Genomic DNA, 15713 nt, shown 5'->3' with positions numbered 1-15713 from the left:
TTTATTGAGGAAAGTATCAAAATAACTCAGTTTCCATTTTGATGAAATGAGTGTAGAAAATAGGGTATAGGTGGATAACTGTGGATAGTAATCCACATCCTGATTAGAATTTAAAGGGAGGTTATTGCTTCGATGAAATCCCGGTGTTGGGATTTCCACAGGATAGTATCATCAGGAATCTGAGTGAAATATTCCTGATTAAGTGCGGCATTGAACTGCTGATTTGCATTTTCTAAGTCGAAAAAATCAATTGGAAATCCTCCGGAAAATGGTGCCAAGAAGCCCCGCCATTTTGGGTTTCCTCCTATTAAAACTGGGATTCCAAGCGCAGCAGATTCAAAAAGTTTGGTTGGCATTTTATCCTTTATAGCCTCTCTATTTTGATAGGGTAAAATCGCAAAATCAGCTGTCGAATATTCTGCGATAATCTCCTCATGTGGTACTGGGAAATCAGATGATTTTAGATCAATTTGAAAGATGTTTTCACAGGCTTTTCCAAGCTCTTTTTTGAAGCTAGAAAGTGTGCAATGCCCAATGATTTTGAGTGTAGAATCTGGAAATACTTTGATGATTTCCTTGAACCAATTCACTGCTTCAAGTGTCCCAAAAGCTGGCGTTAGCGTACCCGAAATCAAAAAATTATAACCCGCTTTTTTGGGGAGTATGATTGATGAAACTCTTTTTATTTCTCCTGCATATTTATTTTCCAAGATCAAAAAAGGAGACTTATCGGGCATTTCATCTTGATAGCATTTCTCAGCGAGAAGGAATAGGTCAACACCTTTAGCACTTTCCATACCCCTGATTAATCGAGCTACTTTCTGCTTCTTATCCGAGCTTAAATCAGGATTTAAATCAAGATTTTTGACATAATTTTCCTGTACATCATAGATTAATTTATAGCCCAAAATCCCCTTAAAAAATGCTGCTACTGGGAGGTATTCGTAGGTACAACAAATCAGGATTTTTGGGCGGACCTGCGATAGGACCTTTATGAAAGTTAGCTGCGAGAATAATCTTCCCCAGCTTGAGGACGCATTCGAAAGTGAGGTATAATACTTTTCATCTTCGTAATTTTTTAGGGGTATTTGTGAAAATCCCATAAAATTTAGCTGATATAGCCCTGTTTCTCGTAGTGAAAGGCCAAGCTTTCCCCAAGCTCTCGTATCTTTGGCGGGCTTAAGGCTAGACGCAATTAAGACTGGTATTAGGGAAGCTGATTTTTCACTCATTAAACGAAACTAACCAAAATAATGGAACTGAAGACTATCATAGAAAAGGCCTGGGATAACCGGGAATTATTAAAGGAAGAAACTACTCAACAAGCAATTAGAGCCGTCATAGCTGATCTGGATGCTGGTATTCTGCGTGTAGCTGAGCCTACCGAAGACGGTGACTGGAAGGTAAACGACTGGGTGAAGAAGGCTGTAATTCTCTATTTCCCTATACAAAAAATGGAGACCATAGAAGTAGGGCCTTTTGAATTCCATGATAAAATGGCGCTTAAGACTAACTACGCAGAGAAAGGTGTTCGTGTAGTTCCTCACGCTGTGGCTCGTTATGGAGCATTTTTAGCCTCAGGAGTAGTGATGATGCCAAGTTATGTTAATATAGGAGCATATGTAGCCGGTGGCACGATGGTTGACACATGGGCTACTGTAGGATCTTGTGCGCAAATCGGCAAAAACGTTCATTTAAGTGGTGGAGTAGGTATTGGAGGAGTATTAGAACCAATCCAAGCAGCCCCAGTAATTATCGAAGATGGAGCATTTATTGGTTCCCGAGCCATCATAGTAGAAGGTGTTCGAATAGGTAAGGAAGCAGTAATTGGCGCTGGAGTTACTTTGACGGCAAGTTCAAAGATCATAGATGTGACTGGGGCTGAGCCTGTAGAATACAAAGGTTTTGTGCCACAGCGTTCTGTAGTTATTCCTGGTTCCATTTCGAAAACTTTCCCTGCAGGAACTTTTCAGGTTCCTTGCGCTTTGATTATAGGACAAAGGAAAGCCTCTACAGACCTCAAAACATCTCTAAATGATGCGCTACGAGACAATAGTGTAGCAGTATAAACCAACAATAATGAAAATAATTATCCAAGCGATATTCGTCCTTTTTCTTTCAGTTTCTCTTTGGTCTTGCTCTGAAAAGAAGACAAGTTCAGGTGATGTATATTTCAATAGAGGAGAATATGCAAAAGCAGCGAATGAGTATACAGAGGATTTAAAATTCAAGCCAAACGATGTTCGCATGCTTTACAATAGAGGTAGAGCGAATGAGGAGCAAGGTAATTATGAGGAGGCAAAAGCTGATTTCGAGAAGGCGCTTGAAGTAGAACCTAATAATTTTCAGGTTCTTCTAAGCCTAGCAAATGTGCACTACAATCAAAAGAATTACACAAATGCTTTGCTTTATTCAGATCAGGCGGCAGAAATACCAGGAGCACCTGCCATGGCATCTTTTATGAAAGCTAGAGCTCTTCACCAACTTGGCAAGCCTGATGAAGCTTTGAAAGCTTATGGAAATGCAATCGCAGTGGACAAGGATTTTGGACAGGCGTACTTTAATAGAGGTTTATTGAAGGTTGCGATGAAAAAAGTGGGAGCCTCATGTGAGGACTTTCAACTCGCCAAAGCCTTGGAATATCCCGGAGCAGCTGAAGCATTTGATAAATATTGTAAATAAGTTAAAACCGGCAAATGCCGGTTTTTTTATGACTTTTTTTAACCGCTTGGGACACTTTAGTACCGCGGAAATCGCAGAGGTCACGGCTTAGAGTAATCATTCTTCTCCAGAAGCTGGCACTCTGATTACCTGCTCTTTGGCTCTCACCCAGTATCTCGCTTCGCTTATGCTGGGCATTCACCGAACGCAGTTTTGGTGCTAGTATAAACTCTGTGACTGAATACTGCGCTTGGTCATTCTGAAAACTTTGACTGAATACTGCGACTAAATTCTAACGTACAGCTTCAGTTTTCACTTCTACATGTTCGTGGGCTTCATCAGCTACATGGTCGCAAATATCCTCAGAGCTTAATTTCCCACTTCCATTACAGGTTCTGCAAGAGCTGACTTCCTTCAAACTTCCTTCACAAACTGGGCAAGTTAACCTGCCTTTGCCAGCACACCTTTCACATTCGAAATACTCCACAATTTTGAAGATATTCACTTTGGTGATCATACCCGAACCGTTGCAGCGGCTACATCCAACCACGCCTTTAGCTTTACAATAGTTACAATCCTGCTCGATTTGCCGCTTTCCCTCGCAGGTGAAGCAAGTCTTGTAGCGATAGCCTCTTCGATCACAAAGCTGGCATTCCTGAATCTCTTTTAGTGGAGCTTCCAATCGCTGCTGAAGTTCCTGTGCTCCCTGATAATGGTCTCCTGTGAAACCCGTCAGCTCTAGGTACTTATTCAGGAAATTGGCAGAATTATCGTATTGTTTCAAATGAAAAAGCGTTTCAGCGAACAGGTAAGGCATTTCTTCAGGAAGTGGTTGACCTGAATCTATTAGATTTCTAAATATTGAATTAGCAGTTTCATAATCACTTCTTTCAATTGCAGCCTTTGCGCCTTTCATCCATTGATCGGTCTGTCCAAGGTTGAGACCAATTTGCGCTAGCGTGACCTGGCTGACTGCCAAAGTAAAGATGAAACTGAGAAGTAGGAGTGGGAGGTGAAATTTAAAGCTCACAGGGATATTGTTTTTCTAAAGAAGCAATAAAGGTAGAAGTTTCTTCAAGGTAAAGTTAATGTTTCCAAAAGGGGAAATCTCTCTATAATCTGCAAAATGGATTTTAGAAGTTAAAAATTGTCTTTATTTTAGGAACAAATTCTTTTCAATGGTTGAAATTCTAATGCTTTGAACTCAACTTTAGAATTTTCAGTCATAAACTTTAACCCTAAAAATTAAAGAAATGGGAAAACCAATCACAATGATCGAGAGTATAGGTCCTGCAATGAAAGAGAAACTTGCTGCAGCGGGAGTATCTACTGTAGAAGGATTGCTAGAAAAAGGTGCTTCTAAAGCAGGAAGAAAGGCAATTGCTGAGGCTTCAGGCTTAGATGAAAGCAAGGTTCTTGTTTGGGTAAATATGGCCGATCTTTTCAGAATCAACGGTGTTGCAAGTCAATTTGCAGAATTGCTGAAAGCGGCTGGCGTAGATACTGTGAAAGAATTAAGGACAAGAAATGCTGAGAATCTTCATGCTGCGCTGGTTAAAACTCAGGAAGAAAAAGGATTAACTAGAGTTGTTCCTGCTGCTTCCAAGGTTGCTGACTTTATTGAGCAAGCTAAGTCACTTGAGCCAATGGTAACTCATTAAAACTATTCCAAATAACTTTTTCATCGAAAACCTTTTTGCTCATGGCATCAAGGTTTTTTTTGTAGTTTGGTTTTTTAATCAAAACCCTCATGAGTAAAACAGCAGAATTCATCAACCATTTGGCCGAAGGTCAAAAATACAAGAAAGACTCCATCATTCTCGGTACAGGCGTTTTAGACGGTGTACCAGTTACAGGGGCGCAAATAAAGATTGCTTTGAAAACCATGAATAGGCATGGTTTAATAGCCGGAGCCACGGGGACAGGTAAAACAAAAACTTTGCAGGTTATCGCTGAGCAGCTAGCACTGAAAGGGGTGCCTTCTGTTTTGATGGATTTAAAAGGTGATTTATCCGGGTTAGCCCAGCCAGGGACTGCAAATGATTTCATTAAAAATAGGTCTGAGGTGATTGGTGTGGATTATGAACCGATGGGCTTGCCAATAGAGTTGATGTCAATTTCTGATGAGAAAGGTGTCAGGTTGAAAGCAACCGTTTCAGAGTTTGGTCCTGTACTTATTGCGCAGATTCTTGAGCTTAATGATACTCAGCAAGGCGTCATCTCACTTATCTTTCGATACTGTGATGTCAATCATCTTCCTTTGGTGGATCTTAAGGATTTGAAGCGTGTGTTGCAGTTCATTACCAATGAGGGCAAAGAAGCCATTCAAAAGGAGTATGGTCAGGTTTCTTCTGCCTCAGTGAATACGATATTGCGTAAAATCATTGAGTTGGAGCAGCAAGGCGCAGAGCGATTCTTTGGGGAAAAGTCATTCGAAGTTGAAGACTTTTTAAGGAAGAAAGATGGAAAAGGAGTGATCTCAGTAATCAGGTTGACTGATATTCAAAGTAGACCAAAGCTGTTTTCTACGTTTATGCTCAGTTTGCTATCGGAAATCTATGAAACTTTCCCAGAGCAAGGAGATGCAGATCAGCCAAAGCTTTGTTTGTTTATTGATGAAGCCCATTTAGTGTTTTCCAATGCCTCCAATGACCTACTTGAGAAAATAGAGGCAATTGTCAAATTGATCAGATCTAAAGGTGTGGGAGTGTATTTCTGTACACAAACACCTACCGATGTGCCTGATAATATTCTAGGTCAATTAGGACTGAAAGTTCAGCATGCCTTAAGGGCTTTCACTGCGAAAGATCGTAAAGCGATCACTAAGACCGCCGAAAACTACCCAGATTCACCTTACTATGAGACTTCAGAAGTCCTGACTGCTATGGGAATTGGGGAGGCGTTGATCACGGCTTTGAATGAAAAAGGTATTCCAACTCCACTTGCGCACACCTTAGTTAGAGCTCCGATTACCCGCATGGATATCTTGAATGAAGAGGAAATTGATGCGGTGGTCGAAAATTCTGGATTGATCTATAAGTACAATCAAGATCTAGACCGTGAAAGTGCTTTTGAATTATTGGAGAAAAAAATGACTGAATTGGAGGAAACTCAAAAGAAAGCTGAATTACCTGGTCCAAAATCCTCCACAAGGACTACCAAAAGAACTGCAGAAGATGCTTCATTATTTGAGGAGCTGAGTAAAAACACCATGGTTAGACAGTTGGGTAGGACCATATTCAGAGAATTAACTAGAGGGATTTTAGGTTCATTTTCTAGAAAAAGGTAGTCATGCTAAATAGTTGTATTTCAATAGAATATAGGTTTTGAAAATAGGAGTAATTGGTGGGGGAGCTGCGGGATTTTTTGCAGCAATCCATGCAAGTGGTGCAGGAAGAGATGTTACAATTTTCGAAAAGTCACCCAAGCTTTTGTCTAAGGTAAAAGTATCAGGCGGCGGAAGGTGTAATGTCACACACCGACCTATGGAAATCTCAAAATTGGTAAAGAATTATCCTAGAGGAGAGAAATTTTTAAAGAAGGTCTTTTCAAAATTCAAATCTGAAGACACGATTACTTGGTTTGAAAGTAGAGGAGTTCCTCTCAAAATTGAAGGAGATGGACGAATGTTTCCGATTTCCGATTCTTCTCAGTCTGTGATTGATGCTCTTCTCAAAGAAGCGCAGAAACTTAAAATCACCATCCTGAAATCTTGCGGAGTTAAGTCAATTACTCACATTGAAAACCAATATAAACTTGAAACAGATTCCGGTTCATTTGTAGTCGACAAACTAATAATTGCTAGCGGTGGCCATCCAAAAATAGATAATTATTCCTTTCTCAATAATCTAAATCACAGTATTTTAGATCCTATTCCTTCACTTTTTACTTTTAACACCCCAAAAGAATCTATCAGAGAGCTAATGGGCTTATCTGTTGGGGATGGTATTGTCAAAATCGAAGGCACCAAACTGAATTATAGAGGCCCTGTGCTTGTCACCCATTGGGGGGTGAGTGGTCCTGCAGTTTTGAAATTATCTGCCTTTGGGGCACAATGGCTAAAAGATCAAAACTATATCGCAACTGCTTTGATCAATTGGAATGGAGAGTTTGGCGAGGAGCAGTATAATGCGCATATCAAGAGCTATATCCTCGCACATCCCAATCGAAAAGTAGAGAGCAATACACTTTTTGATATCCCTGCAAGGCTTTGGGAGCATTTTACTAGGCTTTCAGGGATAGAAAATGGACAATTATATGGATCACTATCGAAAAAGCAAATCAATAAGTTGGTACAGAATTTATTTTGCTATAATTTGAAAGTCGAAGGGAAAACCACCTTTAAAGAAGAATTTGTAACTGCTGGGGGAATTTATTTGAACGAAGTGAACCCGGAAACCTTGGAAAGTAAATTTCACCCTAACCTTTACTTTGCCGGAGAAGTCTTGAACATTGATGGAATTACCGGTGGCTTTAATTTTCAAGCTGCTTGGTCCACAGGATTTCTAGCTGGCATAGCCTCATCAAAAAACCAACATGGAACAAATCTATCCTGATCTTAATCAGCTTATTTCTGGAATGGCTGATGGAGACAAAGAATTTGAAAAAGAATTGACATTAGCCATTCATAAAGGTCTCCTTGAATTAAAAGAGGTTTATGCTCAGGGTTCACTGGAAAAAAATGATGTAAAACTTCAGCAAATTCGGCATAAGTTGAAGCCTACTTTGGCGATGTTTGAATTATTACAAATTACAGATGAGTTGCAACTGGGTAAAGAAATAATTGAAAGTGAGGGATTTGATGGTCCTGCTTTTTCCAACCATTACCGGAATTTGCAGAGAAAACTGGAGATTGCTATCAAGAGAGTTTTCGAATTAACTTAAACTAGTTTTGACCTACTAGAAGCCTTATTTTCTTTCAAAGCTTCTTATTTTTGGGGTTCATGCCTATTATCAAATCAACTTATAACGGACCACCTGCCTACCTTTTCAATGGACATCTGGAGACTATAATTCCCAGTCTTTTTAGAAAAGTGAAAGATGTACACTATACCAGAGAAAAGATAGATACACCTGATAGCGATTTTTTGAATTTAGACTGGGCAAAAGTGGGAAGCTCAAAACTACTGATTATATCCCATGGATTAGAAGGAGATTCTGAGCGCCATTATGCACGGGGAATGGTTAAACTGTTCAATTCCAAAAAGATAGATGTACTTGTTTGGAATAATCGTTCATGTGGCGGAGAAATCAATTTAGGGCCAATCCTTTATCATCATGGAGCCAGCTATGACTTGGATGCTACCATTACTCATGTACTTAAAAACCATTCCTACAAAGAGATTTTTCTGACAGGAATCAGCATGGGTGGGGCTCAGACGCTCAAGTATTTAGGTGAGAAGGGGAGTGATCTTCCCGTCGAAATAAAGCGGGCAGCTGTGTATTCTACACCTTGTAATCTACTTTCCAGTGCCAATACGCTAAAGTTGAGGAGAAATGCTTTTTATAAGAATAGGTTCTTAGGTAAACTCAAACTTAAAATAATAGCAAAAGCAGCTCAGTATCCAGATTTGATTGATCTTGAATTACTTGATAAAGTCAAAGATTTTGATGCTTTTGATACACTTTTCACCGCTAAACTTCATGGATTCAAGGATGCTATTGATTTTTATAAAACAGTAAGTGCAGACAACTGGATGCCTTTCATTCAAATACCAACGCTTGTCCTAAATGCAACGAATGATCCACTTCTTGGACCAGAGTGCTATCCTATTTCTCTTGCAGAAAAGTTAGATTTTCTGACATTGGAAATGCCAAAAAGGGGTGGACACACAGGTTTTGTACTGAGTGGACAAGAGTTTACCTGGGCAGAACATAGAGTTCAAGAATTCCTTCTGAATCCGGCTTAGCCCTAAGTCTTTTGTTATATTGTGCGCTAAATCATCAAAAGAATTTGATATGAAAAAAATGTTTTTCGGTAGCTTGATGCTATTGGCCATGCTTACATTTTTTCTAATGTGGTATTTCCAGTTTGTTCAGTTCAAATTCGGGTATTTTATCCTGGGTATACTTGTAATCCTTTTGGGTATAGGTATTTATGATATCAACCAAAAGTCGCATGCTATCCTGCGAAATTTCCCGGTTGTGGGACATTTCAGGTATTTATTAGAGAAAATAAGTCCAGAGATTCAGCAGTATTTTATAGAAACGAACACAGATGGAAGGCCCTTCAGTAGAAATCTTCGATCCTTGGTTTATAGAAGAGCTAAAAATGTAAATGACACACATCCTTTTGGTACACAGCGGGAAATCAATGGAGAAGATTACATGGCTTTAAGGCACTCTATCTATGCAGTCCATACTAATGATGAGGATGCACGGGTGGTAATAGGAAATGAAGCTTGTAAGCAGCCATATTCCGCGTCTATCCTGAATATTTCAGCAATGAGCTTTGGCTCATTGAGTTCAAACGCCATCAAAGCTTTGAATCTGGGTGCAAAAAAAGGTGGGTTTTATCATAATACTGGCGAGGGAGGCATTTCGTCTTATCACCGTCAAGGGGCAGATTTAGTATGGCAAATAGGCACTGGATACTTCGGATGCCGTGATGAGCAGGGGAATTTTAGCGAGGAACAATTTGCAGAAAAGGCTAATTGGCCGGAAGTCAAAATGATTGAAATCAAGATTTCCCAAGGAGCAAAACCGGGCCACGGAGGAGTCTTGCCTGGAATAAAAAATACTAAAGAAATTGCTGAAATACGTGGTTTGAAGGCGGGAATGACCATAGTTTCTCCACCTTCACATAGTGCATTTACCAATGCGATCGAGTTGATACAGTTTATAGCTAAAGTGAGGGAATTATCTGGAGGTAAACCTGTGGGTTTCAAACTTTGTATAGGCAGAACAGAGGAGTTTACAGCTATCTGCAAAGAAATGGTAGCAAAGCATACTTATCCTGATTTCATTACTGTGGATGGGGCAGAAGGAGGAACTGGAGCAGCGCCTTTAGAATTCTCAGATAGCGTTGGGTTACCGCTGGAACCTGCGCTTATTTTTGTTCGAATGACTCTGGAGAAGTTTCAGATCAGGGAACATATCAAAATCATAGCATCAGGAAAGGCAATCTCTGCGTTTGCGATATTAAAAAATATTGCTTTTGGAGCTGATTTGTGCAATTCTGCACGTGGTTTTATGTTTAGTATAGGTTGTATACAAGCCCTTCGTTGCAACACCAATGAATGCCCAACTGGAGTAGCTACTCAGAGAGCAAGCTTGGTAGGGGGATTAGTAGTTACCGATAAGTCTGAGCGGGTGTATAATTTCCACAAGAATACTGTGCATGCAGTTCAGGAACTTCTAGGAGCTTCAGGCCACAAACATACTTCGGAGCTTAGCGCCAGTGACTTGGTGAAAGGTGATGAGATGATCAAACTTGCCAATAGATATTTGCCTGACTCTGTGAATACTCAGGTGTAGATTAACCTTTGAGGCATCATCCCAAATGTCGCTAGACTTTGGGATTTCCTCGAAGGTTTTGAATTTTATACACTTCGACTTCGCTCAGTGTGACAGTGCTATAATACTCGTTTAGCTTAGTAGAATTCTAATATTTATTAGATAAGCTGTCTGGCTGAGCGAAGTCGAAGCCGATAACGGGCTAGCTTTATCTGGTCCAAGTCTCACGACATGGACCAATTCCAATGCAGTCTGAAGACTTCAATTTCTAGGGCACAAGTCTGAAGACTTGCGCCGAAATGAGCCACAAAGTATTTTGAAATTGCGCCTCTGCAGCTTTGCGGGAGAATTGATTATTAAAACCTCTTCAGCGCTAATTCAGCCACCGTTCCTCCAATTGCAAGCGAACTTGTAGCAGCGGGAGAAGGTGCATTTAATACGTTGATTGCATGAGCTGACTCTTTGATGGAGAAGTCATCCAAAAGACCACCAGTGCGGTCGCAAGCCTGAGCTCTCACGCCAGCACCACCTTCGACTAGATCAGATTCCTGAATCTCCGGAATCAATTCCTGAAGTGCTTTGGTAAATGCTGCCTTCGAAAAAGACCTATACATCTCACCAAATCCTGTTTGCCAATATTTCGCAGCGACTTTCTGGAATCCAGGCCAGGCTAAGGATTCAGCTAATTCCTTTAGATTGATCTGGGATTTTTTATATCCTTCTCTGCGGAAAGCTAAAACTGCATTTGGTCCAGCTTCCACGCCGCCTTTCATCATACGTGTAAAGTGTACGCCTAAGAATGGAAAGTTAGGATCAGGCACCGGGTAAATCAGGTTCTTTACCAAGAATTCCTTATCCCTTTTCAGCTTAAAGTATTCACCTCTGAAAGGAATGATTTTAACATCTATTGCCTCGTCAGCACTCATCTGAGCTACCTTATCAGAGTAGAGGCCCGCACAGTTGATTACAAGTTTACTCTGGATAGTTTTCTTAGAAGTTTCTATGTAATTGACTCCTTCTTGTTGATTGATTTCCAGTACTTTATTGTTCAATAGAATTTCGCCTCCATTTTGAACAATCTTTCTTCCATAAGCCAATGCAACTTTGAAATAATCAACAATTCCGGTTTGCGGAACATGAAGTGCGGCTACACCTGCACAGTGTGGCTCGTATTCTTTGAGCTCTTCGATGGTAATATATCTGGTACCTTCCAAGCCGTTCTGAATACCTCTCTCGTACAAGTTATTCAACAAGGGTTTTTGCTCTTCTCGTGTCGCCACAACTACCTTTCCAGTGATCTCAAATGGAATTTTTTCTTCTTCACAGAATTGTATCAATTCATGATATCCGCCAATGCAATTCGTTGCTTTCAGTGAACCTGGCTTGTAGTAAAGACCCGAGTGAATTACGCCGCTGTTATTACCGGTTTGGTGTTTTGCCAATTGATCCTCCTTTTCCAAAATGACTATTTTCAGATCAGGTCTAGCTTTTTGAATTTTAAGAGCAGTTGCTAAGCCAACAATCCCACCACCAATTACCGCAATATCGTATATCATGTTTCTCTGTTTACAAGCTCAAATATACTAGCGGAAATTTCATTTTTCCAGTAGAGGCGGTATGCGGAAGTTGTGATTCTTTATAATTTTTAACAAGTCTATTAGCGATTTGCATTGTTAATGAATTTATTTTGCAGGAATTACTTTCAGTGCCGCCACTATTACATGATCCGCAAGTATTTTTTCCTCCTCTTCTTTCTCGTTTCTGCTCAGTCCTTTGGCCAATTTGTGGTGAAAGGCAAAGTAACAGATTCCGCTACTGGAGATCCTATTCCTTTTGCCTCTGTTTTACTGAAAGGTACTTCGGTAGGAATTTCTACTGATTTTGAGGGTAATTACAGCCTGTCTGCAAGATCACTCACAGATAGCATTACGGTGAGCTACCTTGGATACATCACAGGTGTCAAAGTCTTAGAGCAACTGCCTGAGCAAACTGTAAACTTTCAGCTTAAACCTTCTGATTTTGAGATGGAAGCTTTTGTATTTGAAGCTGGGGAAAATCCTGCTTTTGAGATCATTCGAAAAACAGTTGACCGGAAAAAATACTTTGATAAACGAGAGTTATCAGCTTATCAGACAAATAATTATACCAAGATAGAAATCGACATTGATCATGTGTCTGAGGATTTTACTAGGCGGAAAACAGTTCAAAAAGTCACTGCAGTTTTAGATTCAATTAAGCAGCTTACTAATGACGAAGGGGAGAAAATTTTACCTGTATTTTTCTCTGAAACCCTGTCTAAATTTTATTTTCGAAATAACCCCGAACTCAGAAAAGAAGTAGTTGTAAAATCAAAAGTAACCGGCGTTGGCATTACAGATGGATCTACTACTTCTCAAATTACAGGTTCAGCATTTCAGGAATATAATTTCTACAAAAACTGGCTTTCTATTGTGGGAAAGGAATTTGTTTCGCCGATTGCAGATGGCTGGAAGCAATTTTATGATTATGATTTGATGGATTCAGTTTTGGTGGGAAATGATTCCTGCTACCTCCTGAAAGTCTATCCTTTAAGAGAGCAGGATTTGGCGTTTTCTGGGACTATCTGGATTAATAAAGAGACCTATGCGCTCAAGCAGGTGGATTTGACGATACCGAAGGAAGCAAACCTAAATTTCATTGAGCGAATCAAAATTCAACAGGAGTTGAAGCCTACGACTGCTGGTCCATTGATTCCTGCGAAAACACGTGTTCAGATTAAAATAGGACAGATCACTCCTAATACGGCGGGCTTGCTAGCCAAATTCTACACTTCTGCTGACAGCATAGAGGTTGGTGAGCCTCAACCAACTTCCTTTTTCAACCAATCCGTCACTTTGCTGCCTGACTTTGATGAGGCAAGCGAGGAGTTTTGGAAGGAAAATCGTCAAGATGTACTTTCTGAGCAAGAATTGGCAGTGTTGCAGATGGTGGACACGTTGAAGAGAATCCCTATCGTGCGCTTTTATTCGGAAGGCCTAAAGTTCTTTGGAACAGGATATTTGCCTTTCAGAAAAGTAGATATTGGCCCATGGCCCGGCTTTTTTAATTACAATGATATAGAAGGAGTGAGGCTTGGAATGGGCTTCCGTACCAATCTAAAATTCAGTGACAAATGGGTTCTTTATGGCTATGGGGCCTATGGCTTCAAAGATGCTGAGCTTAAGTATTCCGCGAAAGTCACTCGCATCTTGGACAGATTACACTGGACTACAGTTTCCTTATCCACTCAAAAAGAAATTGATCAAGTCGGTTTAGAGATTTCCAGTTTACAGGGAAACAGTATATTTCTTGCTGCCAGTAGATTTGGCACCCTCAGAAGGCCATATTTCAGTAGAATGCATCAGGTGAACTTTCAGCGGGAGTTTTTCAAGGGATTTCTCATGTATTCTGATTTGAGCTTCATGGATTTTGAGCCATTGTACAACTTTTATTACCTGGAAAAGGGAACGGGTGAGTATAGGTCCAATTTTGGAACCACTGAAGCGAAGTTTGGATTGAGATATGGTAGGGACGAAACCATCCTGATCAATGATAATGAGCGCACTTCCTTGGGGCCGCTGAGATGGCCAATTTTTGAGTTAAGCTATGCCAAAGGAATGAACTGGCTAGGTGGGGATATATCTTATTCGAAGTTGAACTTCTATGTGTATCAGCGCCTGAACATGGGAATGTTTGGTGTTTCACGATATGAGTTCGATGCGGGAAAAGTATTTGGAGAAGTTCCTTACCCGATATTGAAAAATCACTTGGGTAACGAGACATTGTTCTACACCTCAGCAGCATTTAATACGATGAATTTCAATGAATCTGCCTCAGATCAATATGCCAGTTTGAGGTATAGACATTATTTTGAAGGTTTCCTTCTCAATAAAATTCCTTTACTCAAAAAGCTTAAATGGCGTGCGGTAGGAAATGCAAATATTCTATATGGATCTGTCAGCAATAAAAATATAGCTAATGCGCCCACAGTGGACCCTGATGGCAATTCAATAGAAACATTTGGAAGGTTGGATCCGACCAAGCCCTATATAGAGTTGGGATATGGGATCGAGAATATTTTCAAATTCTTCAGAATAGACTTTTTCCATAGAATGACCTATTTGGATAATCCTGGAGCTAAGCCATTTGCCGTAAAAATTTCAGGTCAAATTATACTTTAGTTATTTGATTCTATTCACTATTTTGGGTGAATGAAGAAGCTACGTCTATTTTTATTTTGCCTGTTGTCGGGCTTTTTTGTCGCCTGCTCATCCAGTGATAAAAACAATTCAGAAGAATCCATCGATGGATTAGAAATCATAAAAGTTGACCTCTCCGAAACTAGAGAGGGGAAACTGTCAGAATTTTTTGAGCCTGAGATAGAATATATCTGGCTGAAGGATGATGTGGAAGATGGTCTATTAGGGAGAGAACTTTCACAGATTTTTTTTCATGAGGACAGGATTTATGTAATGGATATTTTTGGGTGCAAATGCATTCAGATTTTTGATCGATCAGGCAAATACCTGAATAAATTGAGAAGCTATGGGGAAGGGCCAGGGCAATACCTTGATTTTGATGGTGCTCTTGTGAGGAATGAAGAAATAATGCTCGTGGGGGTATTTCCTAGAAAATTGATGTGGTTTGATCTGAAAGGAGGATTCCTAAGAGAGCAAAAAGTTTCCGAGCGATTTGGAGCAGCAGTCTATTCTGATCGTGAAAAGCGTTATTATCTTTTCAATAGAGCATCTGAAGCAGGCCAGTTTTTCATTGAAAGTGTGAATGAATCATTTGAAGATACAGTAAAAGCTGTCCCATTTGACCCCGAACTTTATTACGGTAGCTATTCCAATAGAAATAGTTTGAAGTCATTTAATGAGCATATTTATTTCGGACAGCCATTTCAGGATACAATTTATATTGCAAATGAAGGTGAATTTATTCCCAAGCTAGTTTTTGATTTTGGGAAGTATGGGCAGAGTCAGGAAGAAATGATAAAAAATGAGGAAAATCTTGATCCGCTACAGGAATTAGAATTTATTAATAATCGTGCAAAACTTTACCTCAGTACCATCTGGTATGTCACAGATAGTCAGCTTTATTTAAGCGCGAGCCATGAAAAAAAATCTTATAAAATTTTCTACACACGAGACGATCGTAAAACTCATATAATAGAAGGAGAGCTAGTAAATGATTTGAATGAAAGTCCTCATAGAAATATTTTTTACCATCAGTTGTCGGAAGGAAAAGTAGGATATACAATTCCGGGAAAAACTCTATTTAAATCCCTACAACAGAAGAAAGCCGATCTCGGTCAGGAGGGATTTGAGGAATATGTGAGAGGCAAAGGAAAGAACTTTGCACAAACAGCATTTGCCGCGAAAGACTCTGAAAATCCAGTGTTGATTGTTTATACGGTGAAAAAGTAAGGGCACACTTCTAAATTCAAAAGCTGGTTTGAGGCAACTTCGGTCTCCCGTCTCCGGTCTTCCAGCCAAGCAAACAAGGTTGCAGGCATGAATGAAGATATTTAAAAAATAACCCCTCATTTCCACATTCCCTTCTCATATATTTTTTGA

General features: G+C 39.9%; 13 protein-coding genes. 10 read left to right on the top strand and 3 right to left on the bottom strand.

Translation table 11 applies throughout. The features are described 5' to 3' along the window. Positions 1-110: 110 nt before the first annotated feature. Positions 111-1103, bottom strand: a complete 993-nt coding sequence (locus LV83_RS08150; protein WP_146613699.1) for a glycosyltransferase family protein — start codon at positions 1101-1103, stop codon at positions 111-113. A 150-nt stretch (positions 1104-1253) separates the two neighbouring features. Here LV83_RS08150 and LV83_RS08145 point away from each other — a divergent pair, with 150 nt between their 5' ends. Beyond that, positions 1254-2069, top strand: a complete 816-nt coding sequence (locus LV83_RS08145) for a 2,3,4,5-tetrahydropyridine-2,6-dicarboxylate N-succinyltransferase (RefSeq protein WP_111611058.1) — start codon at positions 1254-1256, stop codon at positions 2067-2069. 10 nt (positions 2070-2079) lie between these two features. Further along, positions 2080-2682, top strand: coding sequence for a tetratricopeptide repeat protein (locus LV83_RS08140; protein WP_111611057.1), 603 nt, complete (start codon positions 2080-2082; stop codon positions 2680-2682). Positions 2683-2953: 271 nt separating this feature from the next. Here LV83_RS08140 and LV83_RS08135 read toward each other — a convergent pair whose 3' ends face one another. After that, the gene (locus LV83_RS08135) at positions 2954-3691 is read right to left on the bottom strand and encodes a molecular chaperone DnaJ (RefSeq protein WP_111611056.1); all 738 of its coding nucleotides are present in this window, start codon (positions 3689-3691) and stop codon (positions 2954-2956) included. A gap of 223 nt (positions 3692-3914) precedes the next feature. Between LV83_RS08135 and LV83_RS08130 the strand changes: the two genes are divergently transcribed. From LV83_RS08130 to LV83_RS08105, 6 genes are all read left to right on the top strand, one after another. Further along, on the top strand, positions 3915-4322 hold the full coding sequence (locus LV83_RS08130; protein ID WP_111611055.1) for a DUF4332 domain-containing protein: 408 nt from the start codon (positions 3915-3917) through the stop codon (positions 4320-4322). An 89-nt stretch (positions 4323-4411) separates the two neighbouring features. Next, positions 4412-5950 (top strand): helicase HerA-like domain-containing protein, encoded by a 1539-nt coding sequence (locus LV83_RS08125; RefSeq protein ID WP_111611054.1) that lies wholly within the window; start codon positions 4412-4414, stop codon positions 5948-5950. 37 nt (positions 5951-5987) lie between these two features. After that, positions 5988-7217, top strand: coding sequence for a BaiN/RdsA family NAD(P)/FAD-dependent oxidoreductase (locus LV83_RS08120; RefSeq protein WP_111611053.1), 1230 nt, complete (start codon positions 5988-5990; stop codon positions 7215-7217). Further along, positions 7198-7545 (top strand): hypothetical protein, encoded by a 348-nt coding sequence (locus tag LV83_RS08115; protein WP_111611052.1) that lies wholly within the window; start codon positions 7198-7200, stop codon positions 7543-7545. Before LV83_RS08120 ends, LV83_RS08115 begins: the two co-directional genes overlap by 20 nt. A 59-nt stretch (positions 7546-7604) precedes the next feature. Then, positions 7605-8570, top strand: coding sequence for a YheT family hydrolase (locus LV83_RS08110; RefSeq protein ID WP_111611051.1), 966 nt, complete (start codon positions 7605-7607; stop codon positions 8568-8570). 49 nt (positions 8571-8619) lie between these two features. Continuing rightward, the gene (locus LV83_RS08105) at positions 8620-10137 is read left to right on the top strand and encodes an FMN-binding glutamate synthase family protein (protein ID WP_111611050.1); all 1518 of its coding nucleotides are present in this window, start codon (positions 8620-8622) and stop codon (positions 10135-10137) included. Positions 10138-10472: 335 nt separating this feature from the next. On the opposite strand, the gene lhgO is transcribed toward LV83_RS08105, so the two are convergent. After that, positions 10473-11672, bottom strand: coding sequence for an L-2-hydroxyglutarate oxidase (lhgO, locus tag LV83_RS08100; RefSeq protein ID WP_111611049.1), 1200 nt, complete (start codon positions 11670-11672; stop codon positions 10473-10475). 165 nt (positions 11673-11837) lie between these two features. Here lhgO and LV83_RS08095 point away from each other — a divergent pair, with 165 nt between their 5' ends. Both LV83_RS08095 and LV83_RS08090 read left to right on the top strand, forming a co-directional pair. Further along, the gene (locus LV83_RS08095; protein ID WP_111611048.1) at positions 11838-14315 is read left to right on the top strand and encodes a DUF5686 and carboxypeptidase-like regulatory domain-containing protein; all 2478 of its coding nucleotides are present in this window, start codon (positions 11838-11840) and stop codon (positions 14313-14315) included. Positions 14316-14345: 30 nt separating this feature from the next. Continuing rightward, entirely contained in the window at positions 14346-15563 is a 1218-nt protein-coding gene (locus LV83_RS08090; RefSeq protein WP_111611047.1) for a 6-bladed beta-propeller, read from the top strand. Positions 15564-15713: the final 150 nt, after the last annotated feature.

Origin of the sequence: Algoriphagus yeomjeoni (assembly GCF_003259505.1) — a bacterium.
Classification (GTDB): Bacteria; Bacteroidota; Bacteroidia; order Cytophagales; family Cyclobacteriaceae; genus Algoriphagus; species Algoriphagus yeomjeoni.
This window is presented reverse-complemented; position numbering and strand designations above follow the sequence as displayed.

Excerpts from the sequence above, each read along its gene's own strand:
- LV83_RS08125 (WP_111611054.1), top strand. The coding sequence starts at position 4,412 with ATGAGTAAAACAGCAGAATTCATCAACCATTTGGCCGAAGGTCAAAAA.
- LV83_RS08140 (WP_111611057.1), top strand. The coding sequence starts at position 2,080 with ATGAAAATAATTATCCAAGCGATATTCGTCCTTTTTCTTTCAGTTTCT.
- LV83_RS08105 (WP_111611050.1), top strand. The coding sequence starts at position 8,620 with ATGAAAAAAATGTTTTTCGGTAGCTTGATGCTATTGGCCATGCTTACA.
- LV83_RS08090 (WP_111611047.1), top strand. The coding sequence starts at position 14,346 with ATGAAGAAGCTACGTCTATTTTTATTTTGCCTGTTGTCGGGCTTTTTT.
- LV83_RS08150 (WP_146613699.1), bottom strand. The coding sequence starts at position 1,103 with ATGGGATTTTCACAAATACCCCTAAAAAATTACGAAGATGAAAAGTAT.
- LV83_RS08115 (WP_111611052.1), top strand. The coding sequence starts at position 7,198 with ATGGAACAAATCTATCCTGATCTTAATCAGCTTATTTCTGGAATGGCT.
- LV83_RS08130 (WP_111611055.1), top strand. The coding sequence starts at position 3,915 with ATGGGAAAACCAATCACAATGATCGAGAGTATAGGTCCTGCAATGAAA.
- lhgO (WP_111611049.1), bottom strand. The coding sequence starts at position 11,672 with ATGATATACGATATTGCGGTAATTGGTGGTGGGATTGTTGGCTTAGCA.
- LV83_RS08145 (WP_111611058.1), top strand. The coding sequence starts at position 1,254 with ATGGAACTGAAGACTATCATAGAAAAGGCCTGGGATAACCGGGAATTA.
- LV83_RS08095 (WP_111611048.1), top strand. The coding sequence starts at position 11,838 with ATGATCCGCAAGTATTTTTTCCTCCTCTTCTTTCTCGTTTCTGCTCAG.
- LV83_RS08110 (WP_111611051.1), top strand. The coding sequence starts at position 7,605 with ATGCCTATTATCAAATCAACTTATAACGGACCACCTGCCTACCTTTTC.